The organism is Streptomyces sp. NPDC020379, assembly GCF_044387105.1.
Lineage (GTDB): Bacteria > Actinomycetota > Actinomycetes > Streptomycetales > Streptomycetaceae > Streptomyces.
On record NZ_JBIRVR010000036.1, the window covers coordinates 1 to 26,997 of the forward strand.

Sequence of the window (26,997 nt, forward strand, 5' to 3'; positions counted from 1 at the left end):
AGGTGCCCCGGGCGTGGGTCGAGCAGACTCGCCCCGGAGGGGTCATCGTTGCGCCCTGGGGGACCGAGTACGGCGGCGAGTACATCATGCGCCTGGCCGTCGGCGAGGACGGCGCGGCGAGTGGACCTTTCACCCACTTCAGTGCCTTCATGCGCTTGAGGCAGCAGCGGACCGAGCGGCCGCCGTTCGATGCCTACCTCAAGGGCCGGGAATGGCCCGCGGACGGCGTCAGAGGCGTGACCGCACTCTCCCCCGCAGACATCGGCGGGTGGCTCGAACAGTTCGTGATCGGGCTGCACGTACCCGGCGCGTTCTGGCGGGCCGAGCGGTACAACCACGGCGCGTACACGCTACGGAAACGGCTTTCCGCTGGTGGAGAACAGCCGCCCTTGCTGCGACCGCTTCAGGCTCACCGTGGACGGCGACGGGGAGCAGGTCTGGCTCGACTCCCCGGACAAGCCGGTACCCCGACTGGGTAGCTGTTCCCCGTGCGGCCCCGGTCGGCGTCTCCACCAGTGCCGGCCGGGCCTCTTCCCGGAGCTCATGGACGAAACGTGGACTACGGCTTCCCGCAGACTCAGCCTTGTCCATCACGCGCCCTCCCACAGGCGTACAGATTTCGCCAAAAGGCAGATATCCGTACGACCCCCGAGAAGAGCAATCACCTTCCAACGATTCACCCCCTCGATATCAAAGCTCCATCACCCAAAACCTCGGAAGATTCCGAGAGCCCATTCCCCCGCACCCCAGAGTGGCACGACAATCTCCTGAGTTGGCGTCAACTACCCCTCCTGCACTAGGATTTACCCACGTACCGACGCAGAGGAAAGGCGCCGTCCATGGGCACCAAATTCATTGAGGTAGACGAATCCCACAAGGGTCAGCCCGGTGTGGAGGAAGGGGTGAAGACGATCGAGGTCGGTGGTCAGGCGATCACGACGCCGATTTTCGTGCAGCGGATCGACTTCGACGACCTCGCCCCCGAGGTGACGGAAAACCTCACCACCCTCAAGTTCGCCGTGACGGTGACCGAGGAGATGGAGGACCTCACGGGGGAGGTGGACGAGGACGGTTCCCCGGTGACGGAGATCAGGGAGATCCAGGTGCCCAAGTGGCTTGAGGTCGACCTCGGGGCCGAGTCCCTCAAGCGGTACGAAGAGGTCATGACGCCCTTCCTCGCGGCCGCTCGCGAGACCGAGGCGCCGACCGTGCCCGCGCCGCGCAAGCGCCGGAAGAAGTGACTTGGCGCCCCTCTCCTGTCATCAGGAGAGGGGCTCCGCCGTCCGGCCGAGTGGCTCACCGTGCGGCGGTTCAGCCCGCCGTCCAGGATGCGGAGAGCTCGCGGACCGATCACCGACGGTCGGAGGCGTCCGCATACGTTCAAGTTTCGGCAGTTCTCTCGCCGGAGTGATCGGCTCTGGACATGCGAGCGTCAATCCGTCTGCGTGTATGCGCCAGGGTTGCCGAACGCTGCTGAGATCGGATCTCGCGCTTCAGCCCGCAGAGCAGGCAGACGGAGAAGACCCGGTCCATGTCGACGCAGCGTATATCTGATGAGCGTGAGGAACCCGATCACGCGCCATGCTCCGAGCGGTTCCACCGGCTTCATCAAGCCAGGGCGACGGAGGACCGGTTCAGGGTGTTTTTGGAGTCGGCTCCGGATGCCATGGTCATCGTGGACGACACCGGGGCGATCCAACTCGTCAACGCCCAGACCGAAGCAGTCTTCGGCTACCGCCGCGAAGAACTCCTCGGCCGACCCGTCGAGATCCTCGTACCCCACAGATTCCGAGGCCGGCACGCGGCCCACCGCCACCACTACGCCGACAACAGACAAGTACGCCCCATGGGCGCCGGACTCGAACTCTACGGGCTCCGCAAAGACGGACACGAATTCCCCGTCGAAATCAGCCTCAGCCCGCTCGAAACACCCGACGGACTCCTCTTCTCCGCGGCCGTCCGCGACGTCAGCGAACGCAAAACCGCCGAGGAGAGGATCAATGAACTCGCGGCGCTCGTCGAGTCGTCCCAGGACGCGATCCTGGTCAAGACCCTCGAAGGCCGCATCACCTACTGGAACACCGCGGCTCAACAGCTCTACGGCTACAGCTCCGACGAAGCCGTCGGCCGCCATGTGTCCTTCCTCGTCCCGCCGGAGTACAAGGACGAGGTCAGCGCACTGCTGCGACGCCTCGGCCGGGGCGAGAAAGTCGGGCACTTCGAAGCGGTCCGCATGGCCAGCAACGGCGACCTGCTGGATGTGGACATCACCCTCGGGCCCACCTACGACGCCGGCGGCACGGTGGTCGGCGCCTACGCGATCGTCCGGGACATCAGCGAGCGCAAGCGTGCCGAGGCCGAGCTCACCAGGCTCTACGAGCAACAGCGGCACGTCGCCCTGACGTTGCAGCGCAGCCTGATGGGCACGCCGCCGGAAGTCCCGGGTCTGCACACCGCCAGCCGCTACCTGCCGGCCACCCAGGGCGCGGGGGTCGGCGGGGACTGGTTCGACCTCGTCCCCCTGGGCGGCGGCCAGGTCGGCATTCTGATCGGTGACGTGATGGGCCGTGGGCTCGAAGCCGCCGCCGTCATGGGGCAGCTGCGCTCGGCCGCCAACGCCCTCGCCCGGACGGGCATGCCGCCCGGCCGGCTCATGCAGGCGCTCGACACCATCGTCGCCGACCTTCCCGACCAGCTGGTCACCTGCTGCTACGTGGTCATAGCCCCGGACGAAGGGAAGATGACCATCTGCTCGGCCGGTCACCTGCCCGTCCTCCTCGCCACCCCGGGCCACGACGTCCGACCGATGGACGCCCCCGTCAGCGTCCCGCTCGGCGTCGGCGACATCCCGCATCGGCAAGCGGTCGTCGATGTGCGTGCCGGGTCCACGCTCGCCCTCTACACCGACGGCCTCGTCGAGACGCCCGACACGGACATCGAGCAGCAGATCAGGACACTGGCCTGGGTGTTGCAGACCGCTTTCGAGTCCGCGTGCGGGCTGGAGGCCGCGGCGGACCACGCTCTCGCCACCCTGCTGCCCAACACCTCGGGCCACAATGACGACGTCACCCTCCTCCTCGTCCAGTTGCCTCCCGCGCCCCTGGCCTCCGCCTCCACCGAGCTGCCGTCCGAACCCGGCGCCGCCGCGGCGGGCAGACGGTTCGTCGCCGAAGCCCTCACCACGTGGAACTGTTCCGAGGCGCTCGACGACGCCCGGCTGCTCACGTCGGAAGTCCTCACCAACGCCCTCTCTCACGCCGCCGGCCCGATCCAGCTGCGTGTGCGCCGGAGCATCGACGCACTCACCATCGAGGTGACCGACCACAACCCCCAGCCGCCCCAGCTCCGTCTGACGGAGGAGGGGGACGAATCAGGCCGAGGTCTGCTCCTCGTCGACGCTTTGGCGGACAGCTGGGGCACTCGGCCCCTCGACCGGGGAAAGACCATCTGGTTCACGCTCCGGCTTCCGCAGCACCCCGCTCCGTGAGGCAACCGGTAAACGGCCGGTGAGGCATTACCCGCTGTCATTCCGACCTGTGACAGGGCGAGCCGGGGAATCCTTGGCCAACGGCCTGAAATCGGCTCTCCAGGGTTCACGGCATGTTGTAAGTTCCTGTCCGCCCCCTGGATGTGGAGCCTTGGGCACCACCACCGATCATCCCGGGGGGATGGACGAGTGATGCCGCGGCCGCACGACGGTTCCGGGCTCGACGGCATCCTCCTGGCCTTTGGTCGGCCCTGTGTCAAAACACCCCCCTGCGATCCGAGAGTCGCCTTTCGGGTCATGTGTATCGAGGGGGAAATATGTCATCGCACCTCGGTCGACGCTCCATATGTGCCGCGGCCGCCCTGGCCGTTCCCGGTATGCGGCCGGGCAGACCCGCTCCGTCCGGCGGGGCGCGGGCCGGCGGCGCCCCGGCGCACGCGGGCCGGGAAGACGGCCGGGCACTCGCGCCCTCCGACGAGGTCCACCCCTTTGACGAGGTCCATCTGGGGCGCCACATCGTCGGCCGGGAGACTGCCGCCGGCCATGGCGATCACCATGGCAACACCCTCTCCGTCTTTGTCGACGGCAAGGAACTGCATGTGATGAGCAATGCCGATGGAACCTGGGTCAGCGTTCTGAATCACTATGAGCCGTGCACCGATCCGCACGCGGCGGCCCGGCTCGCCGTCGAGACCCTTCGCGGGGCCGACCTGGTTCCCCTGGTCACAGCCTGAATACCCGCCGTCGCCTCACCGCATCGCATCGCATCGCATCGCAAAAGGACGCGATCCCATGGCAGTCCGCAAGAACCAGGAAGCCCTCACATCCGGCGAGAAGCGCAGCTTCGTCAATGCGTTGCTTGAATTCAAACGCAGCAGCGGCTACGACGAGTTCGTGAGGATGCACATTGAATTCATCATCGCTGACACGGATTTCGGTGACCGCTTCGGCCACCGGGCACCATCGTTCCTGCCCTGGCACCGCTGGTTCCTGATTCTTTTCGAACGCCGATTGCAGGAGCTCGACTCCTCGGTGGCCCTCCCCTACTGGGACTGGGCCGCCGACCGTACGGCCGCGGCGCCCCTGTGGAACGCCGGCTTCCTGGGCGGCAACGGGCGCGACCGTGACGCGCAGGTGATGACCGGCCCCTTCGCGTACTCCGCCGGGCAGTGGCCGATCACCGTGAGCACCGACTCCCGGCCCTATTTACAGCGGGAGTTCGGGGCCGGAGGCGGCCGGCTTCCCACTCATACCGACGTGCGCTCCGTGCTGGCCATGCCGACGTACGACATGCCGCCGTGGAACAGCGCTTCGGAGGGCTTCCGCAACCATCTGGAAGGGTGGCGCGGAGTGAACCTCCATAACCGCGTGCACATGTGGATCGGCGGTCAGATGGCCACCGGCGCGTCACCGAACGACCCGGTGTTCTGGCTGCACCACTCCTACCTCGACAAGCTGTGGGCCGAGTGGCAGCGCGAGCATCCCGCCTCTTCCTACCTCCCCGTCGACAGCACGCCGAACGTCGCGGCTCTCCACGACGTGATGCGGCCCTGGGACGACATCACTCCGGCCGCCGTCCTCGACCACACCCGCTTCTACACCTATGACAGGCCCGCCTGACGGCCCAGGCCGCCGGAGCCCGTCCTGCCCCCTCACCCGTACCCAGCCCGCGAAGGAGAAGGAAGGCACTGCCATGACATGCACCGCCGGCATCGCCCTGCCCCAGCACACGCACCAGCACGGACCCGCGTGCGGCCACGTCGCCGTCCCGCACCACGACCACACCGACTATGTGCACGGCGGGCACCTGCACCGCGCCCACGGAGGCCACACCGACGAGTGCGAACTTCCGTCACACGTCACCCACTCCGACCATCCTCACGAGCACCGGTACGGATGCGGCCATGTCGCCGTCCCGCACGGCGATCATGTGGACTACATCCACGACGGGCACCGTCACGCGTCCCATGACGGTCACTGGGACGACCATTGAGCCGTGGCCCACGGGCCTGCCGGTGGAATCCGGCCCTTGAGACCGTGCGCCGGAACGCCGAACGGCGGCGCCCCCGAGGGAGCGCCGCCGTTCGAGCACCGGTTCAGGAGCCGCAGAAGGGGCAGAATGAAGTTCTTGCGGGCCACCCGCCACATACGAACCCCCGCCTTCGGAACGGGCGCCATGCGCCATCATCACTCCATGGCGGACACTCGATCGGAACAGGATTCATGACGACCGAACCATGGAGCGCCGGCACCCCGGGAGTCGTCCGGCTCCCCTCCGGGCGGCTGGTTCGGGGGCGGGGGCTGAGGTACGGCCTGCCGGAGGGGCAGACGCCCACGCTCACCGTGCATATGACGGGGCAGCGGCCGCCCGAGCCCATCTGGGAGTCCATGTGGGTCCCCTGGCGGGACTTCTGGCTTCCCGCCGACCCCGGCGACGCGATCCGCGCACTCCGCCTCGCCCACGACCGCGCCGCGACCGAACGCGTCGAGGTCTGTTGCGGAGGCGGGGTCGGAAGGACCGGTACGGCGCTGTCCGTGATGTGCGTCTTCGAGGGGATGGGCCCCGAGGAGGCGGTCACCTGGGTGCGGCGGAACTACCACTCCCGTGCGGTCGAGGTGCCCTGGCAACGGCGGTTCATCCGTCGGGCCTTCACCAGCGGCACGACGCCCGGGTCAGCAAGGGGCGCCTGACCGGCCTCGTGCCGTCAGGCGCCCCTCTCACGCCCCTTCGGGCAAGGCCCTCAGTGATCCGGCGTGATCAGTTCCATGGACCGTACCGCCGCCGACAGAGCCTGGCCGTCGCCCTCCCCCGTCCAGGAAGCCACGTCGCACGCCGTGTCCGTCAGTTTGATGACGTGTTCGTCCCCGTGCGCCGCGGCCCGTTCGAAGAGGTCCTCCGGGGTGAGCCGACCGGCTCGTAGCGGCGGCAGGGCATCCGGCGGGGCGTAGAGGGACGTGATCGCCGCGCTCGCCGCCCACGCCGCGCCGAGCGAGAGGGACCAGAGGTCGCGGGGAAGGGCCGGCAGCGTGCGCAGTACCGCGTTCGGGGCTGTGGCGGAGTGCACGAGCATCACCGCGTTGCCGTGGCCGTAGTCGGCGTAGCGGCGGGTGGCGGCCCTGACGAGGGCGGCCAGTTGGCAGCGGGCCGCGTCCGGGTCCTGGGGGGTGTTGAGGGACTCGGCGGCCTTCAGCCAGCCTTCGGTGCCGGGGAGCTGGGCCAGGCCGTTCAGGACTCCGGTCTCCTGGTCGGCGACCGGGGGGAGGGCGGCGAGCGCGTCGGCGGGGGTGGCCGTGCCGACCGGTCGTACGGTCACCGGCAAGGGAGTGTGGCGGGCCGCCCAGTAGCCGAGGGCGTGCGCGAACTCCGCGACGCGCGGTGCCTCTTCCCCGTCGTCGAGGAGGGTGCGGACGGCGTGGCCGACGCGTATGACGGGGTGGGTCGCGGCGCCCGCGATGCCGGGCACCAGGCGTGGCCACCACTCGGCCAGCACCTCGCGCCAGGGGCGTTCGGCGACCTGCCGCGCCATGTAGGTGGTCCAGTCGGTGACGCGGGACGGATCGCCCAGTGCCTCCCTCCAGTTGGTGTCGGTGATGCGGGTCCGCGCGCTCGGTACGTCCTCGAGTTTGGTGACGTAGTGGTCGAGCCAGCGGTGGACGGTGCGCGCCTGGCCGTTCCTGACCAGGGCCTCGACGGCCATCGGGCCGTGGTTGCTGAGGAAGCCGTGGAATTCGGGGCCGGTGGCGTGCAGGCGTCCCAGAGCTTCGTCGAGTGTTCCGCTCGTCGTCTCCATGCCTTCGAGGCTAGGACGGCTGCGCGGCAGGCGTAACGGGCTGCAGTGCTACGCCGACGGCCGTAAGACGGAGGTCGGAGGCCATACGACTGAGGTACCTCACCCACCGAAAGCTTCGGTCTTCCGAAGCAACGGAACCGGATGGTTCGGTACCACCCCCAAATAATCTCGGTACCCGTACCGGTACGGACCGTGCTGTCCGATCCGCTCTCCGTGCCCATGCTGGGAACGCGCCCTGGAGTTCGGGGCGTGCTCGCTCAACGGGAGGAATCAGTGCCCAAAACGCTCAATGGGGAAGACACCCCGTTGCACGGTTTGTCAGCGGAGCCGCTCGACGGGAGCGTGCGCATCCGAGCCCGGGTCGAGATCCCGGTACAGCGTGCCGACGGCGCCTGGCAGCCCGGCCAGATGATCACCTTCAGCGGTCTCGGCGACGGCTTGGAGCACATCGCCGTGCAGTTCGGACCGATCACCGAGGTCCCATTGGTGCGGCTGCACTCCGAATGCCTGACCGGCGACGTCTTCGGTTCCGCGCGCTGCGACTGCGGTCCGCAGCTGACGGAGTCGATGCAGCTGCTCGCCGCCTCCGGCGGTGTGCTCCTCTACCTCCGCCAGGAGGGGCGCGGCATCGGCCTGTACAACAAGCTGGACGCCTACCGGCTCCAGGACGACGGGCTGGACACCTTCGCGGCCAACCGGGAGCTGAACTTCTCGGACGACCTCCGGGACTACCGCTCGGCGGCCCAGATGCTGCACACGCTCGGGGTGAAGCGGATCAAGCTGCACACCAACAACCCGGACAAGGCCGCCCAGCTGACCTCGTACGGCATCGAGGTCGCGGAACAGGTCCGGACCGGGATCTTCCGTAACGAGCGCAACGACCACTACCTGCGCGCCAAGGCCGAATACGGCGGCCACTCGATCGAACTCGTGGAAGGAACAGCGTGATCCAGCACCGGGGACCCATCAGCGGCATCGCGGCCTGGGAGAGCTCCTACGTCGCCACCGCCGGCTACGACAACCAGGTCATCTGCTGGGACCAGCGGACCGGAACGGCCCTCGCCCGCTCCTTCCACGACCACCTGGCCAACCAGTGCGCGTTCTCGCCCGACGGGCGCCACCTGGTGACCTCCTCCAGCGACTACACCGCCCGCCTGTGGACGGTGCCGGAGCTGCGCCTGGTGGCGGTGCTCGCCGACCAGGAGGACGACGTGGAGATGTCCGTCTTCCACCCGTCCAAGGAGCTGATAGCCACCGCGTCGCGCGACCACCGGGTGCGGGTCTACGACTTCGCCGGGAGCCTCGTCGCCACCTTCGCCGGGCACACCGCCGATGTCATCTCGGTCGAATGGGCCCGCGACCGAGACGAGCTGATCTCCTCCAGCGACGACGGCACCATCAAGCGGTGGTCGCTGGAGAGCGGCGCCCTCGTGGCCGACCTGGACATGGACGGCGTCGAGACCGACACCATCGCCATCTCCTCCGGCGGCACCATCTTCGCCGGCAACGACGAGGGCCAGATCATCGTCGTCGACGACGCCGGGCGCACCGTCGTGCCGGCCCACGAGGCGGGCATCAAGCGCCTGGTGCTGGACGACTCGCGCGACCTGCTGGTCAGCCTCAGCTACGACCGCACCATGCGGCTGTGGAACGTCGCCTCCGGCAAGCCCGAGCTCCGCGACACCACCGCCCTGCCCGACGACGTGTGGCCCCGCTCCTGCGCGTTCGCCGGCGGGTCCCGGCTGGTCTTCGCGACCTTCGGCGCCGGCTACCGCGGCTACGACTACGAGGGCTGCTCCTGGGACGCGGGCGAGGTGCCGCCCACCCAGGGTGTCAATGCCGTGCTCTCGTCCGCCGGTTCCGCGCTCACCATAGGCGACGCGGGCATCGTCCACCGCGACGGCGAGGTGCTCGCCCGCACCGGCAGCCTGTGCAACTTCCTCACCCCCCTCGGCGACCTGGTGCTCTCCGGCGGCCAGCTCGGCAAGGTCTTCGACGCCCTCACCGGGCGCGAACTCCACCAGCACCGCTCACCGCTCAACTGCGGCGCGGCCTTCGAGCACAACGGGCAGCGGTACGCGGTGGTCGGCGCGTACACCGGCGAGGGGCTGCTGCTGCGGCTCGACGGCCCGGACGCGGTGGAGCACGTGGCCGATCTGCCGCTGCACACCAACGCCGTCAAGGGCATCGCCGTCTCCGGCGACCTGCTCTTCTCGGTGGCCGCCGACGCCTCCGCGACCTGGTACCGCATCTCGGACCTGTCGCGGGTCGCCACGGCCGAGGAGGCCCACGGCCGGATCGCCAACGGCTGCGCCGGCTTGGGGGGCGGCTGGTTCGCCAGTGTCAGCCGTGACCTGAAGCTGCGCATCTGGGACCCGGAGCAGCGTCCCGAGGTCCTCGACACCCCGCACACGCACTCCATCAAGTGCGTCGCCGCCTCCGACGACGGCCGCACCGTCGCCACCGGCAGCTACAACGGGCGCGTCGCGCTCTACGACCGCGTCGCCGGCGGGTGGTCCTCGATCGTGCGGCCGACGACCGCGGGGATCTCCTCGCTCACCTACGACGCGGAGCACCACTGCTTCGCCGCCTCGTCCTACGACGGACAGGTCTACACCATCGGCATCTGAGTCCACCCCCCACAGGCGGTTCCGGGGGAGGCGAGGGGACGACCCGCCTCCCCCGGAACCCATGCCCGCACACCCTGACGCACTTCACATGACAGGACCGCTCCGCATGGACGACAGCCATCCGATAGCCGACCGGTACGACGTCGAACGTACCGAGGCCGTCCCCCTCGACGAGGCCGCCTACACCGCCGTCCTGAACAGCGACTTCCAGCACCACTACGCCGACGGCCGGGACATCTGGACCGGCGAGGAGGCGATGCGCCGGGCACCGCGGCTGCTGATGAGCGCGCTAGGCGGACAGGCCGACGCGCACGTGCTCGACCTCGGCACCGGCCGCGGCCTCGACGCCGCGATCCTTCTCGACGGCGGCCACCGCGTCACCGGCATCGACCTCGTCGCGGCCCCCGAGTGGGAGGCCATCACCCGGCAACGGCCCGGCCGGGTCCGGTTCCTGGCCACCGCGGTGCTCGACCTGCCCGGCACCGCCGCCTACGACGCGGCGCTGGACAACGGCTGCTTCCACCACCAGCACCCCGACGCGTACGGGAGCTACCTGCGCCGGATCCACGGCCTGCTGCGCCCGGACGGCCTCTACACCCTCTCCGTCTTCCACGCGGCGGGCGGCATCGGCGGGCTGTACACCAACGAGGGGAACCGCCTCTACCGGGAGTTCACCGAGGACGAGCTGAACGAGCTGATCGGCGCGCACGGCTTCACCCCCGTCGAGACGCACCGGGTGCCCCGCGCGATCGCGGGACTCACCTATCTGGTGGGCACGTTCCGCCGCACCGGGGAGGACGGACGATGAGCACACGTCCGTACCGCGCGGCCGTCGCCACGGCCACGGCCGCGCTGCTGGCCCAGGCCACGCTCACGGGCACGCCCGCGCGGGCCGCCGGCGCCCCGCAGGGGTGGACCGGCACATGGGGCACCGCGCCCGCGCCCGCCGCGCCCACCGGCATCTCGCAGGAGGGCATCGACAACCGGACCGTCCGCATGGTCGTCCACGCCTCGGCCGCCGGCGGCGAGCTGCGCCTGCGGTTCTCCAACGCCCACGGCACGGCTCCGCTGGCCCTCGGCACCAGTACCGTCGCGCTGGCCGGCTCCGGCTCCTCCCCCAGCGCGGCGCCCGGCACCCTGCGGCCGGTCACCTTCGACGGCGGCGCCACCGGCACGACCGTGCCCGTGGGGGCCGAAGTCCTCAGCGACCCCGTGCCGTTCGACGTGCCGGCCGACCGGAACCTCCTGGTCAGCGTCCACCTGCCGCGCCCGACCGGGCCGACGACCTGGCACTGGCTGGCCCAGCAGAGCAACTATGTCTCCGAGCCCGGCGACCACGCGGGCGAGAGCGCGGGCAGCGCGTACACCCGGACCGAGACGTCCTGGTTCTTCCTGACCGGCGTCGACGTCAGGGGACCCGGCACGCGCGGCACGGTCGTCGCCCTCGGCGACTCGCAGACCGACGGCGTGAAGTCCACCCAGGACGCCGACGCGCGCTGGACGGACGCCCTCGCCCGGCGCATGACGGCCGACCCCGCGACCCGGGGCATGGGGGTGCTCAACGAGGGCATCGGCGGCAACCGCATCCTGCGCGACGGCACCGAGACCGACCGGCCGCAGCGCGGGACCAGCGCCCTCGGACGGCTGGAGCGCGACGTGCTCGACCGGCCGGGCGTGCGGACCGCCGTGCTCTACGAGGGCATCAACGACCTCCAGCTGGAGCCCCGCGCCACGTCCGCGCAGGTGCTCGACGGGCTGCGCACCATGGCCGGGCGGCTGCGAGCTCGGCACATCCGCGTCGTGGTGGGCACCCTGACGCCCTTCAAGGACTCCCCCTTCTACACCCCCGAGGCCGAACGCGCGCGCGTCGAGGTCAATACCACGCTGCGCTCCCCCGCGGCCCTGGCCGCCTTCGACACCGTCGTCGACTTCGACGCGGCCGTACGCGATCCGGCCGACCCGCAGCGCGTCCGGGCCGCCCTCGACGGCGGCGACCACATCCACCTGAACGACACGGGCTACCGGACCCTGGCCGACGCGGTGCCGCTCACCGCGCTGACCGGAGGCGACGTTCCCGGCGCCCATGGGAGAAAGTCATGACCACCAGCACCCCACCGGTCGTCCTCGCCAACCCCAACACCCTCTCCGACCGGGCGGCCATGGGCCTGCCCGACAGCTTCCGGGCGCGCGGCCCCCATTGGGGCCTCGCGGACCACCGGGATCTGCTGTCCCTGGAGGCGGACGCGCTCGTCGCGGTGGCGGAGGACCCCGCCGAGCCGTTCACCCGGCGCCACGCCGCCGGCACCGTCCTGGGGATGGTCGGCGACCCGCGGATCCGCCCTGAGGACCCGCCGATGGCCGACGTCCCGGCGGCGCGCGTCCAGTTGGGCCTCGACCCCGCGCAGGTCGGCCCGGTCACCGGGCGCTGGCGCCACGCGGGCGTGGAGGAGGAGTGGATCGCCAAGGAGTGCCCCGTGTACGAGCGGGACCTCCCGGCGTTCCGGATCGCCCTGCACCCGGTGACCAACGTGGAGTACCGGCTCTTCCTGGAGGCCACGGGAAGTTCCCTGCTGCCGTCGAGCTGGCGGTTCGGTGTCTATCCGGAGCGACTCGCCAACCACCCGGTGTGGACCGTGTCCGCGGAGGCCGCCGACGCCTACGCCGCGTGGCTCGCCCGGCGCACCGGGCGCGGCTTCCGGCTGCCGACCGAGGCCGAGTGGGAGTACGCGGCCTCCGGCGGCGACGGCCGCGAGTTCCCGTGGGGGGACGACTTCCGGCCGGAGTGCGCCAACACGGTGGAGGAGGGACCGCTGACCACCTCGCCGATCGGGGTGTACCCGGCGGGCCGCTCCCCGTTCGGGGCGCACGACATGGCCGGCAACGTCGAGGAGTACACGGCCGACGACTACGGCCCTTACCCCGGCGGGGAGGCCGTCGCCGACGATCTCGCCGTGACCCGCGGCACGTACCGCGTGGCCCGGGGCGGCAGCTTCACCCGCTTCGGTGACCTCGCCCGCTGCCGCCGGCGGCACGGCTGGTACGAACGGGACATCTATGCGATGGGCTTCCGGCTCGCGGAGACGCCGTGACGGCCGCGCCCGCCGCCAGCGCGGCGGAACTGGCGGCCATGCGGCGGGCGTTGGAGCTCGCGGTCACCGCGCTGGGCCGCACCAGCCCCAACCCGCTGGTCGGCTGTGTGCTGCTGGACCCCGAAGGGGCCACGGTCGCCGAGGGGTTCCACCGGGGCGCGGGCCACCCGCACGCGGAGGCCGAGGCCCTCACGGCCGCGGGCGACCGCGCGCGGGGCGCCACCGCCGTCGTCACCCTGGAGCCGTGCGCGCACCAGGGCCGCACCGGCCCGTGCGCCGACGCCCTGCTGAGCGCGGGCGTCGCACGGGTCGTCTACGCGGTGCCCGACCCCACCCCCCGTGCCGCGGGCGGCGCGCGGCGGCTGCGCGACGCCGGGGTCGAGGTGGTGGCCGAGGTGCTGCGCGAGGAAGCCGAGCGCGCCAACGAGCTGTGGCTCACCTCCGTGCGGACCGGCAGGCCGTACGTCACCTGGAAGTTCGGCGGCACGCTCGACGGGCGCTCGGCGGCGCCCGACGGCTCCTCACGCTGGATCACCGGCCCCGCGGCGCGTGAGGACGCGCACCGGCTGCGGGCCTCGCACGACGCGGTGCTGGTCGGGTCCGGGACCCTGCGCGAGGACGATCCGCACCTGGGGCTGCGCCACGGCGTGCCGGGCAGGCCGCCGCTGCGCGTGGTGCTGGACCGCACCGGCGGCATCCGGCCGGACGCCCGCGTCCTGGACGACGCGGCACCGACCCTGGTGGTCGTCGGCCGTGTCGCGCCCGCGCCCGAACTGCCCGGCGGCCACGAGGTGCTGACCCTGCCGGAGACCGACGGGCGACTGGACCTCGGGGAGTTGCTGAGTGAGCTGTACGGGCGGGGGACGCGCTCCGTGCTGCTGGAGGGCGGCGCCCGGCTGGCGGCCGAGTTCGCCGCCCGGGGGCTGCTGGACCGGGTCGTGGCCTACGTCGCGCCGGTCCTGCTCGGCTCCACGGGGCGCGCGGTGCTCGACGGCTTCGGCGCCGGAACGCTGAGCGAGGCGGTGCGGCTGCGCCTGGACGAGGTGGACCGGCTCGGCGACGACGTACGACTGGTGCTGCGCCGTCCGCTGCCCGGCGCGCAGGGCACGCGGTGAGGCCCAAGGTCGCGGTCGTCCACCACAGCAGGCGCGGCACCATGCGGACGCTCGCCGAGGCGGCCGCCGAGGGTGCCGCCTCCTACGGCGCGCAGGTGCGGCTGCTGGGCGTCGCGGACGAGGAGGCGCCGGAAGCGGCCCGGGCATGGCCCGAGCGCCCGGCCTCGCCCGACGACGTGCTGTGGGCGGACGGCCTGGTGCTGGCCACACCCACGTACTTCGGCAACGTCTCCTCGCCGTTCAAGCGCTTCCTGGAGTCGACCTCCCCGCTGTGGCACAAGGGGCTGCTGGCCGACCGGGTGGTGACGGGCATGACGTCCTCCACCTGCGTCCACGGCGGCCGCGAGGCCACACTGCTGACGCTCTATCAGACGATGTACCACTGGGGCGCGTGGACGCTGGGCGCCGATCCCGCCGATCCGCTGTTCCAGAGGGTGGGGGCGAACCCCTACGGGCTGTCCGTCACCGCGCACCGCGAGGGGCCGGTCGGCGAACCGGAGCTCACCGCGGCCTGGGCGCTGGGCCGCAGGCTGGCCGACGTGGCCGCCCGCACCCGGCCGGAGCCCGGCGGCGCGGCGCCGGGTCCGGGGCCCGCCCGGGTCACGGTCGTGCACTGCGCGCGGGACGAGCCGGTCCGGCTGCTGGCGCACGAGTGCGCGGCGGGGGCCCGTGAACTCGGGGCCGAGGTACGGCTGCGGAGCCTGGAGGGCTTTCCGGAGAAGCCCGCCGCGGCGGGCGATGTGGCGTGGGCGGACGCGGTGGCCTTCGGCGCGCCGGTCCGCTCCGGCGCGATGGCCGCGTCGATGCTGGGTTTCCTGCAGTCGCTGGAGCCCCCGGCGGGTCCGGGACCGCTGGCGGGCAAGCCGGCCAGCGGCTTCGTCACCACCGCGCACCCGCAGGCCGGAAGCGAGTCGGCCCTGCTGTCCCTGCACCATGTGCTGCACCACTCGGGCACGCTGGTGGTGCCGCCCGGCTACACCGACCCCGCGGTGTTCGCGGCGGGCGGCAATCCCTACGGCACCTCGCACCCGCGCTCGGCGGGGGCCCTGCCGGGCCCCGAGGTCCTGGCGGCCGCCCGCCACCAGGGCCGGCGCCTGGCCCTGGCCGGCGCACGGCTGCGCCGCCGCGCGGTCCCCACCGGCGCCGCGATCCCCGACACCCTTGAGGAGAAGGCAAGTTGACCGTTCAGCAGTACGACGAGATAGGCGAGGCGTACGAGGGCTTCAAGACGCTGCCCCTGGCCCGGTATCCGGAGCTGGGCAGCTTCCTCCGGATGCTCGGGAACCTGACAGGCAAGTCGGTCCTGGACCTGGCGTGCGGGACCGGCTTCTACACCCGGCAGGCCAAGCGGCTCGGTGCCGCGGACGTGCTGGGCGTCGACGTCTCGGCCGAGATGGTGGCCGCCGCCCGCGCCATCGAGGAGCGCACCCCGATGGGGGTGCGCTACGAGGTCGCCGACGGGGCGGAACTGCCCCGCTTCGAGCGGCCCTTCGACGCGGCGACGGCCGTCTATCTGCTCAACTACGCCGACGATCCGGCCGCGATGGAGCGGATGTGCCGGGGTGTGCACCGGAGCCTGCGGCCGGGGGGCGAGTTCTTCGTGCTCACCCAGGCCCCCGGCTTCCGCTTCGACGGCCCCTCCACGGACAAGTACGGGTTCCGTTACGTACCGGAGGGCGAGAGCGCGGTCGGCACGCAGGTCCGCATCACCGCGCTGCTCGATCCGCCCATCGAGTTCCTCACCCACTACCCGCGGCGCGACGTGTACGAGGGCGCGCTCACGGCGGCCGGCTTCAGCGAGGTGACGTGGGTGCCGCTGTCGGTGCCGGAGGACGGCGTCAAGGCCTACGGGCCGGAGTTCTGGGAGGACTTCCTCGCCAACCCCCCGCTGGAGATGCTGCGCTGCCGGGCGTAGCGCCACCTCTTCCCGGCGTACCGGTGGGCCCCCGCGGATCCGCGGGGGCCCACCGGCGTTCCTGGCGTCCGCTCTCAGAGCAGCCACGGCCGGGAATCGTCCGTCGGCGGCAGTCCCGCGTTCTGCCGGGCCGCCGCCGCGATCCGGTGGATGTGGAACAGCAGCCGGACCGCGGCCCCGGGGTCGTCGAAGGTCACCTGCCCGTCCTCGCGCTCGCGCAGCACCTGCGCGGCGCGGCCGATGACGGTGCGCGGGCCGACGATGTCGGCACCGGCGCTGAAGAGCATGCGCTCCACTTCGCAGTACGGCTGCGGCGAGGACACCGCCGGGCCCGCCGAGGTGGTCAGGACCGCCACCGGCTTGTCGACCAGCGGGGAGTCCTCGGCCGGCCAGGTCAGCCAGTTCAGCAGCGTGCGCAGTGACGCGGCCGGCGCGGAGCCCGACTCGGGCACGGTGATCACGAGCCCGTCGGCGAGCGCCGCCATCTGCCGCAGCGTGTCCGCCACGGGGTGGGTCGGGGCGATGCCGGAGCCCTCCCGGGCCAGCACGGACGGTGTCGTGCTGACGACGAGGCGGGTGCCCGAGGCGCCGGGCGACGCGAGCGCGCGGAGCAGCGGACCGCCGAAGGGGTCGTCGTCGGTCGGTGCGCTCAACCCCAGGAGCAGCATGTCTTCCACGGTCGGGTCTCCTTCCCTGTTGTCGCGGTTTCCCTCTTGTCGCGGTCCGGACTACCGGGCCGCGGCGGGCCGCAGCCGCCGGGAGACGAGCACACCGGCCAGGGCCAGCACGGCGGTGAGGATGAAGGTGAACAGGAGCGCGGTACGGGTCGTCGAGCCGTGCTGGTCCGCCATGGCCATGGCGGCGCCGCCCAGGCCCGCGATCAGGCCGGTGGCGAGGGTCTGGGCCAGCTGCAGCGAGCCGCTGACCAGGCCCTGCTGCTCGCCCGGCGTCTGCTCCAGGGTGTCGGTGGTGGCGGCGTTGAAGGCGATGCCCATGCCGATGCCGCCGATCGCCCAGCCGGCCACGGCGACCATGGCCGGGATCGCCTCGACGAGGATCGACAGCGCCATGATCACCACGCCGACGAGCAGGATGACGAAGCCGAGGGTGACGCTGCCGGTGCGGCCGCGCTTGTCCTTGCCGTCGAGCTTGGCCTGGTAGGCGGAGCCCAGCACCCAGGTGATGGCGCCGGCGGAGAGGCCGAGGCCGGCCATGGAGGCGCTCACGTCGCGGAGTTCCTGGAGGCCGAGCGGGAGGAACGCCTCGCTGCCGAAGTAGACGGCGCAGAGCAGGAAGCGGATGCCGATGCCGGCGCCGATGCCGGGGCGGATGCTCAGCGTGCCTTCCGGGGTCACCTGGCGCAGCGTCGGCACCGCGACGGCCACGCCGATCACGGCGAGCGGGATGAGCAGGGCCAGGTTCTTCAGCAGCAGCGCCTGGAGGAGCAGCGCGGTGCCGGCGGTGAGGAGGATGCTGGTGGCGAGCGGGCTCTTCCACCAGGGACCGGCGGGCGCGGCGCCGGAGGCGGCGCCCTGCGGGCGGTCGAGCTTGCGCAGGCCGGGCAGGGTGAGCGCGGCGGCGATGGCGATCAGCGGCAGCATCAGCAGGAAGACCCCGCGCCAGCTGGTGTGCTGGGCCAGGGTGCCCGCGATGACGGGGCCGATGAGCGAGGGGACGGTCCAGGCGGAGGACAGCAGGGCGAACATCCGCGCCCGCAGGTGCTCGGGGTAGGCGAGTCCGATCATGGTGTAAGCCATGCTCATGACAGCCCCGACGCCGAGACCCTGAAGCGCCCGGCCGAGCAGGAAGAGCGGCCAGGACGCGGCGGCACCCGCCGCGGCGCAGCCCACCGCGAAGATCAGCATGCCGACGGCCATGGACCGGGCCGGGCCGGTGCGGTCGGCGGCGCGGCCGGCGACGACCGTACCGATGATGTTGGCCAGCATCAGCGCCGACAGACCCCAGCCGTAGGCGCCCAGGCCGTCCAGGTCCCGCGCGATGTCGGGCAGCACGGTGGCCACGCCCAGCGACTCGAAGGCGACCATGCTCACCGAGAGGATCACCCCGAGCGTCAGGGCCCGGTACGCCCCCGAGAAGACGCTCTCCACCGCCGCGCCCCCGCCGGCGGCCGGTGGCGCGACCGGCTCACCGACCCCTTCGGCGACCTCGTTGACATCTTGCGACACGACGAACCTCCTGAGGAAAAAGTTTCATTCCGTTCCGGACCGGAATCTATTTCAGCTTACCTATACTGAGGGCATGGTGAACACCCCGAACGGCGCTCTGGCCGAAGCACACGAATCCGGCCGGCAGCGCGCGGGCAGGCCCCGGGACGGGCGCATCGACGCGGCCGTCCCCGCGGCGGTGATGGAGCTCCTGAACGAGTCGGGCTACGGCAACCTCACACTCGAGGCCGTGGCCGCCCGCGCCGGCACGAGCAAGCCCGCCCTGCGCCGCCGCTGGCGCTCCCGGCAGCACCTCGTCGTGGACGCGCTCGTCACCACGGTGGGCACCGCCCCGACCCCGGACACCGGTTGCACGCACTGCGACCTCATCGCCGGGATCGGCACGCTCAGCCAGGCCTTCGGCACCTCCCTGGGCCGGCGCGTGCTGCCCGCGCTCATCGCCGACCTCGCCGACACCCCGGACCTGAAGAGCGCGTTCCTGGAGAAGTTCTTCCACACCCGCCGCGCCTCGACCGCCGAAGCCCTGCGGCGCGGCATCCGCCGGGGCGACATCCGGCCCGACGCGGACATCGACCTGCTCCTGGACATGCTGGCCTCGACCACCTACTACCGGGTGCTCTTCGGGCACCTGCCGGTGACGCCCACGCTCGCCGAGGACGTGGTGCAGGTCGTCATGTCCGGGGTGGCCACCGAGCAGTGGCGCCACCGGCACGGGGGCCTCGACGACTTCTGACCCATGGCGCCGGGCCGGCGGAGGGACCGGGCCGGCACAGGACCGACGGGGACGCACGGGGCGAGCGGGAGGGGAACTGCTGTGCTGAGCCGGGACAGCGAGATGGGTGCGGTCGACCGCATCCTGGACACCGCGGACGCGGGAATGGGGACGAGCCTGCTGCTGGAGGGCGGCATCGGCGTGGGCAAGTCGCACCTGGTGCGCGCCGCGCTGCGGGCGGCCCGCGGCCGGGGCTTCGAGACGGTCGCCGCGCGGGCCAGACCCCGGGAGCGGGACCGGCCGTACGGGGTGCTGCATCAGGTCCGCGACCAGTTACTGGGGGTACTGGGCGCGCGGACGGCACAAGGACGGCTCGTGAGCGGGGAGGGTTCGGCCGAAGCCGAAGGGGAGGCGGCCGGACTCCACCGGCTGACCGTCGCGGCGGCGGACCGTGCGCCGCTGCTCATCGTGATCGACGACCTCCAGTGGACGGACGCCGCCTCGCTGCAGTGGCTCGGCTATCTGATGGCCCGCCTGGAAGGCGTGCCCCTCGCCCTGCTGGCCACCTTGGGACTCGACCGCCCTGACCTGACGGGCCGCACGGAACCGAAGCCCGCCGAGACCCCCGCCGGGGTCGCCGCCGCCTTCCACCGCCGGATGGTGCTCCAGGGCCTCAACACCGACAGCGTCGGCTACTTGCTCACCTCCGCCCTGGGTGAGCGGATCGGCGGCGACCTCGCCGACGCCTGCCGCGAGGCCACCGCCGGCTACCCCTGGCTGCTCCAGGCGCTGCTGCGCGAACTGCGCCGCACCGGGCTCGGACCGGCGGAAGTGCCCGCCCACCGGGTCGCGGAGCTGGGTCCGGTGGAGGTCGCCGAGACCCTCCTCGCCCGGCTGACCGGCTGCTCCCCCAACGTCGAAGCCGTCCTCGAAGCGGCCTCGATCGCCGCCCCCGGCGCGGACGGTGAGCTCGTCGCGCGGCTCACTCCCCTCGACCCCACCGAGACCGCCGACGTGCTCCACCGGCTGGTGCGCTGCGGCGTACTGACCGAGGGCCCGGACGGGATCGGCTTCGGCCAGCCCGTGGTGGCGGCCGCGTTCCGGGCGCGGATGCGGCCCAGCGAGCGGGCCCGGCTGCACACCGAGGCGGCGAAGGCCCTGTACGCCACCGGCGCCGCCCGGGAGTGCGTCTCCGCGCACCTGCTGCCCGGTTCACCGATCGGCACGCCCTGGGCGCGGCGGCTGCTCGTGGACGCGTCCGACGCCGCGCTCGCGGACGGCGACCTGGCGCGGGCCCGGGTGTGCCTGGAACGCGGGCTGGCCGAGTGCGGCCCCGGGGAAGAGGCGGACCTGCTGCGCCGCCTCGGCCGCATCGAGCTGGCGGACGGACCCGAGGCCGCGGTCGCCAGGCTGCGCCGTACGGCCGGCCTCCTCCGGGGGAACACCGAGCACCGCGCCATGGTGATGCTGGATCTGGCACAGGCCGTGGCCATGACCGGGGACATGGCCGAGGCACTGCGGATCGTCCGGGAGGAGGCCGGGGAACTGGCCCGCTCGGGGGCCGGCAAGAAGCTACAGGCCGGCTTCCATGCCGTCCGTGACCTGCTCGAACTCCTCGAAGGCCGAACCACCCCGACCGCCCGGCCGGCGCCGCTGAGCGAGGCCGCCCGGTCCCCGTGGGTGCGCCGCGCGGAGGCGGCCCTGCCGGCCATGAGCGCCCACTGGAGCGGCCGGCAGCGCGCCGACGCCGTACGGCAGGCCCGCCTCGCGCTGAGCGAACCGGTCTCCTCCGCCAACGACCACGCCCTGATGCGGCTCGGGCTCGTCCTCGTCCTGGCCCGCTCGGGCGCCGGGGAGGAGGCGCTGGAGAACGCTCGGGCGGTGCTGGCCGCGGCGACCGCCGAAGGCTCCCGCACCGTCGCCGCCCTCGCCCGCGCCGCCCTCGCGGAGTGCGCCTTCCGGGCCGGCCGGATCGGCGAGTGCCTGGACGCGGCATGCGACGTCCTGGAGCGCGGCCCGGAACCCGCCGGACACACCTGGCTCGGCTCCGCGCTGGTCCGCGGCTGGTTCGGCAGCGCGCTCCACGAGTCCGGCGAACCCGACCGGGCCCGACAGGTGCTGCTGGAGCCCGAGTTGGAGACCACCATGCCCGCGGTGGCCCTGCCCGGGCTGCTCTTCCACCGGGGCCGGCTACAGGTGGCGACAGGCCGCGTGGCCTCCGGCCTGGCCGATCTGGAGGAGTGCGGCCGGCTGCTGCGGCAGCGGGGCTGGGGCAACCCGGCCCTGTATCCCTGGCGTTCGGAGGCCGCCCTCGCCCACGCCCGGCTCGGCGACGGGAGCGCCGCGCGGCGGCTGGTGGCCGAGGAGCTGACCCTGGCCAGGGCCTACGGCACCGCCCACGCGGTGGGCGTCGCCCTGCGGGCCGCCGGGCTGCTGGCACCGGACGAGGAGCGGGCGGCGCTGCTGAGCGAGGCGGCCCGGCTGCTGCGGGACGCCGGGGCCGCGCTCGACGAGGCCCGGACCCTGCGCGACCTGGGACGCGAGCTGATACGCACCGACCGGCCCCGTGAGGCCCGCGAACACCTGCGCACCGCCGCGGCGCTCGCCGAGAAGTGCGGCGCCCGCACGCTCGTACAGGAACTGCGCCGGGACATGATCGAGGCGGGAGCCCGGCCGCGCCGCCACACCGAGACCGGGCCCGGCTCGCTCACCCCGGCGGAGCGCAGGACCGCCCTGCTCGCGGCGGAGGGGCTGACCAACCGGGAGATAGCCGACCAGCTGTACGTCACGCGGCGCACCGTGGAGATGCATCTGAGCCGGGTGTACCGGAAGTTGTCGATATCGGACCGCCGTTCCCTCCGGCTGGTGACCGGAGACCGGCACGAACACGAGACCGCCGCCGCTCCCTGCGCGTGAGCGCGGGCAGCGGCGGCGGATTCTCCCCGGTCAGCGGCCAGCCGCGGCCCCGGTGCCCCTGGCCGGGGCCGCCCGGCGCACCCTCCCGCTGACGTCGTGCCGCGGCGGCCGCCGCTCACACCGCGGCCATGTCGTCGGCACAGTCCTGCGCGCCGATGCCCGCACCGGGCCGACGGCCGTCCGCGGGGTGGCCGGCGCGGGTTCCGGTGCCGCCGGGCAGCTCCGCGAAGTGATCCGTCAGCCCGGAGCGGCCGGGCACCGAGAGCTTGCGGTAGACACGGCTCAGGTGCAGTTCCACGGTCCGCTGGGTGACGAACATCTTCATCGCGATCTCCCGGTTGGTTAACTTCGCGACGGCCATCAGGGCGACCCGGCGCTCGGTCGGGGTGAGCGCGTCGATGCCGACCTCGGTCAGCCGGCGGGGCCTGGCCCCCGCCGCCAGCAGCTCCTGCCGGACGGTCTGCGCCAGCATGGTGGCACCGCACTGCTCGGTCAGGGACTGGGCCCGGCGCAGGTGTTCGCGGGCTTCGCCCAGGCGGCTGGCCTTGCGCAGCACGATGCCCAGGTCCGTGAGCGAACGGGCGAGGTCGAGCCGGGCCGACGACGCTTCGAGTACCTCGACGGCCTCGCGCAGGGCCGTCTCGCCGGTGCGGCCCTTCGCCAGCAGTCCCGACACGCGCAGCGCCCGCCCGATGGCCCGGCGGCCGCCCCACTGCCGGGCCCGCCCCAGCTCCTCGTCGACGAGCAGGAGCGCGGTCCCGCGGTCCCCTAGAGCGGCGTGGATCAGCGCCGCCTCGGAACGCCAGGACATCACCGAGGGGTTGAGCTGCCCGGCGGCGGTCAGCCGGCGGCCGCACTCCATCAGGTCGGCCAGACCGGCCTCGAGATACCCGCAGGCCGCCCGCAGCCGCCCCCGGTGGAACAGCAGCGCGGCGAAGCTCGCCGCGTCGGGCACGCCGGCGTCCAGGCCGAACTCCCGCAACAGCCGGTTGGCCTGCCGCAGTTCGCCGGTCTCCAGCAGCGAGGCGACGAGCGCCGCCACGGCCTGGCCGGTCCTGCTCCAGTGCCCGGCCGGCGAGGTCTGCCCGGGCGCCAGGGCGGTACGCGCGTCCCGCAGGCAACCGGTGATGTCACCGGTGCGGTAGCGCACTTCGGCACGCATGCCGTGCGCCATGGCGAGGAGCGTGCGCGAGCCCTCGGCCCCGGCACGGTCCAGCAGCGCCTGGCACTCCGCCAGGGCGAGGTCCAGCTCATCGGCCTGCGACAGGACCTGGAGCGGGACCGTCCGGGTCGCGATCCGCCAGTCGAGGGTGGGGTGTTCCTCCTGCAAGGCCTGGCGGGCCCGGCGGACCGCCAGGTCGCGTTGCTCGCCGCGGCGGGAGGAGCGCAGCGCGGCCAGGCTCAGCCGGGTGTGCCGGTCGCCCGGCGTCGCGGCCGCGTCCAGCGGCAGGGACGCGGCCGTCCCGGCGGTGTCCGCGTCCATGTCGACGTCCACCGCGAGGTTGAGCTCGCGCAGCAGGCACCGTTCGGCCCGCAGCATCTCCGCGGACCGCTCGCGGACGCTGCGGGCCTCCCCTATCCCCTCCAGCAGGACCCGTTCTGCCTCGGCGGGCCGGCCGAGGAGCTGCAGGGCGTGCGCGATGCACAGCCGGATGTCGACCCGCCCGGGGATGTCGGGTCGGAGGCCGAGCGCACGCCGCAGGTGTTCCACCGCTGCGGCCGGGTCCGCGGCCAGTTCGATCTGCCCGAGGGCGTGCAGCAACTTGCCCTGGCACAGCCCCTCGCACTCCTCCAGGCCACGGCGCAGATAGGCGCGGGCCCGGTCGGCGTCCCCCCGCTGGATCACCTCCCCGGCGGCCGCGCACAGCACGGCGCACATCCAGTGGAGGCCCGATCTGCTGCGTACGCAGAGCAGTTGGGACGCCACCTCCTCGGCGGGCGCTCCGGACTCCTGGAGCAGCCGCGCGGCGCGGGCGTGCAGCGCGTCACGGCGGCTCGGCGGGATCCGGGCGAGCACCGCGGTGCGTACGAGCGGCTGGGCGAAGCGGATCACCGAGCCCTGTCCGGTCAGCGCGCCCGCGCGCACCAGGACCTCGACGAGGTCGGCCGCGCGCAGCCCGTCCAGTCCCGTCAGCCGGGCGACCGTCGCGCCGGTGGCCGAGCCGTCCAGGACGGCGACGGCCTCGAGGACCGTCCCCGCGCCGGGGTAGGCGCGCTCGTAGCGGGGGAGCAAGGTGTCGGCGACCTCGACCGGGGCGAGCTCCCGGACCCGGTCGGCGGTGATGCCGGGCCGCAGGCCGTGCAGCCGCATCTCGCGGAAGAGGGCTTCGAGGAGGTACGGGCTGCCGCCGGTGGCCGTGCGGCAGGCGTCGACGAAGGGCTGGGCGGGCGCCCGGCCGAAGGCCTCGGCGGCGAGCCGGGCGGTGTCGGCGGCGGACAGGCCGCGCAGCAGCACCCGGTGCCGGAAGGCGGAGAGCACCTCGGCCATCACCTCGTCCCCCGGCGTCTCGCCCAGTGCGACGGTGGCGACGACGGCCACCGGGGTGTTCTCCAGCCGGGCCATGAAGTATCCCAGGCAGCGCAGCGAGGGGGTGTCGGCCCATTGGAGGTCGTCGATGGCCAGCAGCAGCGGCGTGCCGGTGGCCAGGACCGGGGCGAGAGCCTGCGGCAGGCCCTGGCCCGTCGCCGGGTCGGGGCCGTCCGGGTCCCTTCCCCCGAGCGCGCCGAAGGCGTCACCGGCCAGCAGGGTCCGGGCACCGGCCATGAGCTGCTGGGCGAGGCTGTAGCCGACCCCCTGTTCCGCGGCCCGGGCCCGCGCGGTGAGCAGATGCAGCCCGTGTTCCTCCGCGGCGTCCATAACGGAGCGCAGAAATCTCGTACGTCCCATGCCGGCGGTGCCTTCGACCAGCACGCTCTGGCCCCGGCCCTCGCCTGCGGATTTCAGGATGTCGTGCACGCTTGCGACCTCCCCGTATGACAGCGAGACCGTCCCGGACCCCGTTCGCCACCGGCGCCGGGCCCGCCGGGCCGCCGCTCCGGCGAACAGCGGCCGATCGGTCATGTGCGACGTCGCGCGGCAGGCGTGCCCTTCGGGCGGTCCGGCCGCAAGACGTTAACTTCCGTGAGCCTTCTGCCTTCGGATGGCTCACGACAGCTTATTGCGAACACAAGAAGGCACCCTAGCTTGAGGGTTGAAGCTGTTCAACAGGTGCGTCGAGGGCACTCCTGGGGTAGGAGTGACCTGACCGCGCGGCCCTGGGCGCGTCCCGCCCCGGCTACGGCCGGGGGGACTTCCGCGCGCACTGCTCCAGCTCGCGGAGCTGTCGGATCAGGTCGGCGGCCATCCGCTTGCCCTCCGGGGACAGGGCCGCGAGGTCGCCGCGGAAATACACCGCGCTCACCCCGGCCTCCGCCATGGCCTGGTCCAGTTCGCGGCCCGCCAGGACCGCCTCGTCGATCATGCGCCGGGCCACGTCGTCCTCCGTGAAGTAGGACACGGGCACACCGAAGTACTCCGCCATGGCGCAGAGGTGACGTAGGGTCGGGTTGGTCCGCTCCCCCCGGTGCAGCTGCCAGAGGTAGACGCTGGAGAACGTCTCACCCGACTGTGCCGCGATCTCCGCGGCGATCTTCTTGTAGGACGGCCTGCCGTCCTCGCCCGGCCCGGAGCGCAGCCTCAGCAGGTGATCGAGTTTCTGCGCCACCGTCAGCCGGCGTGCGGTCCGGTCATTCCCTTCTTCATCCATCGTTCGCCAGCCCCTCCGTACACGGCATGCGTTCAGGCCGCTCTCGTCCTACCGGACCCCGGCGCGGGTGCCCCCTGACGGCACAGTAAACACCCTGCCGCAATACCTGGACACGGCGACCTTGCCGCATTCCCTACCCGTGGGTATCCCCTCGGCCACCGGTGCTGCGTGATTGCGCCAGAACGGCCCCCGGGCGGCGGGAACCTGGACGGGAGCGCTCCCCCATGGGCGCCGTCCCCCACTGAACGCCGCCGGGCCGGTGCGGGATTCCTCCCGCCCGGCCCCGGCTCAAGCGCTCTGTCCGGCGGTGGCCAGTGCGGGGTAGTCGGAGTAGCCCGCCTCCCCGCCCACGTACATCAAGTCGCCCTCCCGCACCCGGGCGAGCGGGGCGCCGAGGCGCAGGCGGTCGGCCAGGTCGGGGTTGGCGACGAAGCCGCGGCCCAGGGAGACGAGGTCGGCTCCCGCGGCCAGCAGACGCTCACCCGCGGCCCGTCCGGCGTCGTCGGGAAGAGCCGTACCCAGGCGGGGGTTGGCCATCAGCGTGCCCGTCCAGTTCCGCCGGAGCTCCTGGAACAGGGGCTGGTCCGGGTCGGCGAAGATGATGTGCAGGTAGGCGAGGCCGATGTCCGCCAACGCGTCGAGCAGGGCGGGGTAGATGAGGTGGGTCTCCCCCTCGTCGATGCCGTTGACGGTGTTCCCGGGGGAGATCCGCAGGCCCACCCGCTCGGGGCCGATCGCCTCGGCCACGGCGCGGACGACCTCCTCGACGAACCGTACGCGCTGGGCGGGCTCCCCGCCGTAGGCGTCCGTCCTGTGGTTGGTGTTCGCGGAGAGGAACTGGTGGAGGAGCTGGCCGTTGGCCGAGTGCACCTCGACCCCGGCGAAGCCCGCCGCGACGGCGTTGCGGGCGGCCTGCGCGAAGTCGGCCACGGTCGTCCGTATGTCGTCCGCGGTCATCTCGCGGGGCACCACCGAGGGGCGGCGGCCGGCCGGGGTGTGGATCGTCTCCGGGAGCGGCACGGGCGACGGCGCGAGGGGCAGCAGCCCGCTGTTGTCCGGGTGGCCGACCCGCCCGCCGTGCTGGAGCTGGAGGAACATCCGCCCGCCCTCTGCCCGTACGGCGTCGGTGACCCGCCGCCATCCGGCCACGTGCTCGGGGCGGTGGATCGCGGGGATGTCGGGGTAGGTCTGGCCGACGGCGTTCGGCGTGGTGCCCTCGGCGATGATCAGCCCGGCGGAGGCGCGCTGTGCGTAGTAGGTGGCCATGATGGGCTGCGGCACCCCGTCGGCTCCGGCGCGGTTCCTGGTCAGCGGCGCCATGACCAGGCGGTTCGGCAGGTGGAGGGGGCCGAGGCGGAAGGGTTCGAAGAGGCGGCCGGCAGTGGCTGTGTTCGTCATGCCCGTACCGTA

22 protein-coding genes and 1 pseudogene are annotated in these 26,997 nt (G+C 72.6%); 17 read left to right on the plus strand and 6 right to left on the minus strand.

What is annotated here, in order from left to right:
* From ACH427_RS30875 to ACH427_RS30905, 7 genes and pseudogenes are all read left to right on the plus strand, one after another.
* Window positions 1–479: pseudogene (locus ACH427_RS30875) on the plus strand (hypothetical protein); the annotation flags it as partial.
* Between the two features lie 360 nt (window positions 480–839).
* Window positions 840–1,241 (plus strand): hypothetical protein, encoded by a 402-nt coding sequence (locus ACH427_RS30880; protein WP_398874877.1) that lies wholly within the window; start codon window positions 840–842, stop codon window positions 1,239–1,241.
* A 305-nt stretch (window positions 1,242–1,546) separates the two neighbouring features.
* The gene (locus ACH427_RS30885; RefSeq protein WP_398874920.1) at window positions 1,547–3,487 is read left to right on the plus strand and encodes a PAS domain S-box protein; all 1,941 of its coding nucleotides are present in this window, start codon (window positions 1,547–1,549) and stop codon (window positions 3,485–3,487) included.
* A gap of 317 nt (window positions 3,488–3,804) precedes the next feature.
* Window positions 3,805–4,221: a tyrosinase family oxidase copper chaperone gene (locus tag ACH427_RS30890; protein WP_398874878.1), complete on the plus strand. Its 417-nt coding sequence runs from the start codon at window positions 3,805–3,807 to the stop codon at window positions 4,219–4,221.
* Between the two features lie 58 nt (window positions 4,222–4,279).
* Window positions 4,280–5,107 (plus strand): tyrosinase family protein, encoded by an 828-nt coding sequence (locus ACH427_RS30895; protein WP_398874880.1) that lies wholly within the window; start codon window positions 4,280–4,282, stop codon window positions 5,105–5,107.
* A 73-nt stretch (window positions 5,108–5,180) separates the two neighbouring features.
* Entirely contained in the window at window positions 5,181–5,480 is a 300-nt protein-coding gene (locus tag ACH427_RS30900) for a hypothetical protein (RefSeq protein ID WP_398874882.1), read from the plus strand.
* Between the two features lie 230 nt (window positions 5,481–5,710).
* Window positions 5,711–6,178, plus strand: coding sequence for a protein-tyrosine phosphatase family protein (locus ACH427_RS30905; protein WP_398874884.1), 468 nt, complete (start codon window positions 5,711–5,713; stop codon window positions 6,176–6,178).
* A gap of 50 nt (window positions 6,179–6,228) precedes the next feature.
* On the opposite strand, the gene ACH427_RS30910 is transcribed toward ACH427_RS30905, so the two are convergent.
* Window positions 6,229–7,278 carry a questin oxidase family protein gene (locus tag ACH427_RS30910; RefSeq protein ID WP_398874886.1) on the minus strand — a complete coding sequence of 350 codons (1,050 nt, stop codon included), beginning with the start codon at window positions 7,276–7,278 and terminating at the stop codon, window positions 6,229–6,231.
* A 342-nt stretch (window positions 7,279–7,620) separates the two neighbouring features.
* Here ACH427_RS30910 and ribA point away from each other — a divergent pair, with 342 nt between their 5' ends.
* From ribA to ACH427_RS30950, 8 genes are all read left to right on the plus strand, one after another.
* Entirely contained in the window at window positions 7,621–8,226 is a 606-nt protein-coding gene (gene ribA / locus ACH427_RS30915) for a GTP cyclohydrolase II (protein WP_398874888.1), read from the plus strand.
* Window positions 8,223–9,908, plus strand: coding sequence for a WD40 repeat domain-containing protein (locus tag ACH427_RS30920; protein ID WP_398874890.1), 1,686 nt, complete (start codon window positions 8,223–8,225; stop codon window positions 9,906–9,908). Before ribA ends, ACH427_RS30920 begins: the two co-directional genes overlap by 4 nt.
* An 88-nt stretch (window positions 9,909–9,996) precedes the next feature.
* A complete protein-coding gene (locus ACH427_RS30925) occupies window positions 9,997–10,716 on the plus strand; it encodes an SAM-dependent methyltransferase (RefSeq protein ID WP_398874892.1) in 720 nt (239 codons plus the stop codon).
* On the plus strand, window positions 10,713–12,008 hold the full coding sequence (locus tag ACH427_RS30930) for an SGNH/GDSL hydrolase family protein (RefSeq protein ID WP_398874894.1): 1,296 nt from the start codon (window positions 10,713–10,715) through the stop codon (window positions 12,006–12,008). The genes ACH427_RS30925 and ACH427_RS30930 overlap by 4 nt, the downstream gene beginning before the upstream one ends.
* Entirely contained in the window at window positions 12,005–12,997 is a 993-nt protein-coding gene (locus ACH427_RS30935; RefSeq protein ID WP_398874896.1) for a formylglycine-generating enzyme family protein, read from the plus strand. Before ACH427_RS30930 ends, ACH427_RS30935 begins: the two co-directional genes overlap by 4 nt.
* A gap of 38 nt (window positions 12,998–13,035) precedes the next feature.
* Window positions 13,036–14,112 (plus strand): bifunctional diaminohydroxyphosphoribosylaminopyrimidine deaminase/5-amino-6-(5-phosphoribosylamino)uracil reductase RibD, encoded by a 1,077-nt coding sequence (gene ribD, locus ACH427_RS30940; RefSeq protein ID WP_398874922.1) that lies wholly within the window; start codon window positions 13,036–13,038, stop codon window positions 14,110–14,112.
* The gene (locus ACH427_RS30945) at window positions 14,109–15,293 is read left to right on the plus strand and encodes a flavodoxin family protein (protein WP_398874898.1); all 1,185 of its coding nucleotides are present in this window, start codon (window positions 14,109–14,111) and stop codon (window positions 15,291–15,293) included. The genes ribD and ACH427_RS30945 overlap by 4 nt, the downstream gene beginning before the upstream one ends.
* A complete protein-coding gene (locus ACH427_RS30950; RefSeq protein WP_398874900.1) occupies window positions 15,290–16,027 on the plus strand; it encodes a class I SAM-dependent methyltransferase in 738 nt (245 codons plus the stop codon). The genes ACH427_RS30945 and ACH427_RS30950 overlap by 4 nt, the downstream gene beginning before the upstream one ends.
* A gap of 74 nt (window positions 16,028–16,101) precedes the next feature.
* Here ACH427_RS30950 and ACH427_RS30955 read toward each other — a convergent pair whose 3' ends face one another.
* The gene (locus ACH427_RS30955; protein WP_398874924.1) at window positions 16,102–16,695 is read right to left on the minus strand and encodes an NAD(P)H-dependent oxidoreductase; all 594 of its coding nucleotides are present in this window, start codon (window positions 16,693–16,695) and stop codon (window positions 16,102–16,104) included.
* 60 nt (window positions 16,696–16,755) lie between these two features.
* On the minus strand, window positions 16,756–18,213 hold the full coding sequence (locus tag ACH427_RS30960) for an MFS transporter (RefSeq protein WP_398874902.1): 1,458 nt from the start codon (window positions 18,211–18,213) through the stop codon (window positions 16,756–16,758).
* A gap of 73 nt (window positions 18,214–18,286) precedes the next feature.
* On the opposite strand from ACH427_RS30960, the gene ACH427_RS30965 reads away from it, so the two are divergent.
* The gene (locus ACH427_RS30965) at window positions 18,287–18,946 is read left to right on the plus strand and encodes a TetR/AcrR family transcriptional regulator (protein ID WP_398874904.1); all 660 of its coding nucleotides are present in this window, start codon (window positions 18,287–18,289) and stop codon (window positions 18,944–18,946) included.
* Between the two features lie 81 nt (window positions 18,947–19,027).
* The gene (locus tag ACH427_RS30970) at window positions 19,028–21,841 is read left to right on the plus strand and encodes a helix-turn-helix transcriptional regulator (protein ID WP_398874906.1); all 2,814 of its coding nucleotides are present in this window, start codon (window positions 19,028–19,030) and stop codon (window positions 21,839–21,841) included.
* Between the two features lie 115 nt (window positions 21,842–21,956).
* On the opposite strand, the gene ACH427_RS30975 is transcribed toward ACH427_RS30970, so the two are convergent.
* From ACH427_RS30975 to ACH427_RS30985, 3 genes are all read right to left on the minus strand, one after another.
* Window positions 21,957–24,797: an ATP-binding protein gene (locus ACH427_RS30975; RefSeq protein ID WP_398874909.1), complete on the minus strand. Its 2,841-nt coding sequence runs from the start codon at window positions 24,795–24,797 to the stop codon at window positions 21,957–21,959.
* 319 nt (window positions 24,798–25,116) lie between these two features.
* On the minus strand, window positions 25,117–25,587 hold the full coding sequence (locus ACH427_RS30980; RefSeq protein ID WP_398874911.1) for an XRE family transcriptional regulator: 471 nt from the start codon (window positions 25,585–25,587) through the stop codon (window positions 25,117–25,119).
* Between the two features lie 288 nt (window positions 25,588–25,875).
* A complete protein-coding gene (locus tag ACH427_RS30985; RefSeq protein ID WP_398874913.1) occupies window positions 25,876–26,985 on the minus strand; it encodes an alkene reductase in 1,110 nt (369 codons plus the stop codon).
* Window positions 26,986–26,997 lie beyond the last annotated feature (12 nt).

Bases quoted from the DNA above. Each gene is read 5' to 3' on its own strand.
- ACH427_RS30895 (WP_398874880.1), top strand. From the start codon at position 4,280: ATGGCAGTCCGCAAGAACCAGGAAGCCCTCACATCCGGCGAGAAGCGC.
- ACH427_RS30890 (WP_398874878.1), top strand. From the start codon at position 3,805: ATGTCATCGCACCTCGGTCGACGCTCCATATGTGCCGCGGCCGCCCTG.
- ACH427_RS30985 (WP_398874913.1), bottom strand. From the start codon at position 26,985: ATGACGAACACAGCCACTGCCGGCCGCCTCTTCGAACCCTTCCGCCTC.
- ACH427_RS30880 (WP_398874877.1), top strand. From the start codon at position 840: ATGGGCACCAAATTCATTGAGGTAGACGAATCCCACAAGGGTCAGCCC.
- ACH427_RS30910 (WP_398874886.1), bottom strand. From the start codon at position 7,278: ATGGAGACGACGAGCGGAACACTCGACGAAGCTCTGGGACGCCTGCAC.
- ACH427_RS30930 (WP_398874894.1), top strand. From the start codon at position 10,713: ATGAGCACACGTCCGTACCGCGCGGCCGTCGCCACGGCCACGGCCGCG.
- ACH427_RS30980 (WP_398874911.1), bottom strand. From the start codon at position 25,587: ATGGATGAAGAAGGGAATGACCGGACCGCACGCCGGCTGACGGTGGCG.
- ACH427_RS30900 (WP_398874882.1), top strand. From the start codon at position 5,181: ATGACATGCACCGCCGGCATCGCCCTGCCCCAGCACACGCACCAGCAC.
- ACH427_RS30965 (WP_398874904.1), top strand. From the start codon at position 18,287: ATGGTGAACACCCCGAACGGCGCTCTGGCCGAAGCACACGAATCCGGC.
- ribD (WP_398874922.1), top strand. From the start codon at position 13,036: ATGCGGCGGGCGTTGGAGCTCGCGGTCACCGCGCTGGGCCGCACCAGC.
- ACH427_RS30935 (WP_398874896.1), top strand. From the start codon at position 12,005: ATGACCACCAGCACCCCACCGGTCGTCCTCGCCAACCCCAACACCCTC.
- ACH427_RS30955 (WP_398874924.1), bottom strand. From the start codon at position 16,695: ATGCTGCTCCTGGGGTTGAGCGCACCGACCGACGACGACCCCTTCGGC.
- ACH427_RS30905 (WP_398874884.1), top strand. From the start codon at position 5,711: ATGACGACCGAACCATGGAGCGCCGGCACCCCGGGAGTCGTCCGGCTC.
- ACH427_RS30925 (WP_398874892.1), top strand. From the start codon at position 9,997: ATGACAGGACCGCTCCGCATGGACGACAGCCATCCGATAGCCGACCGG.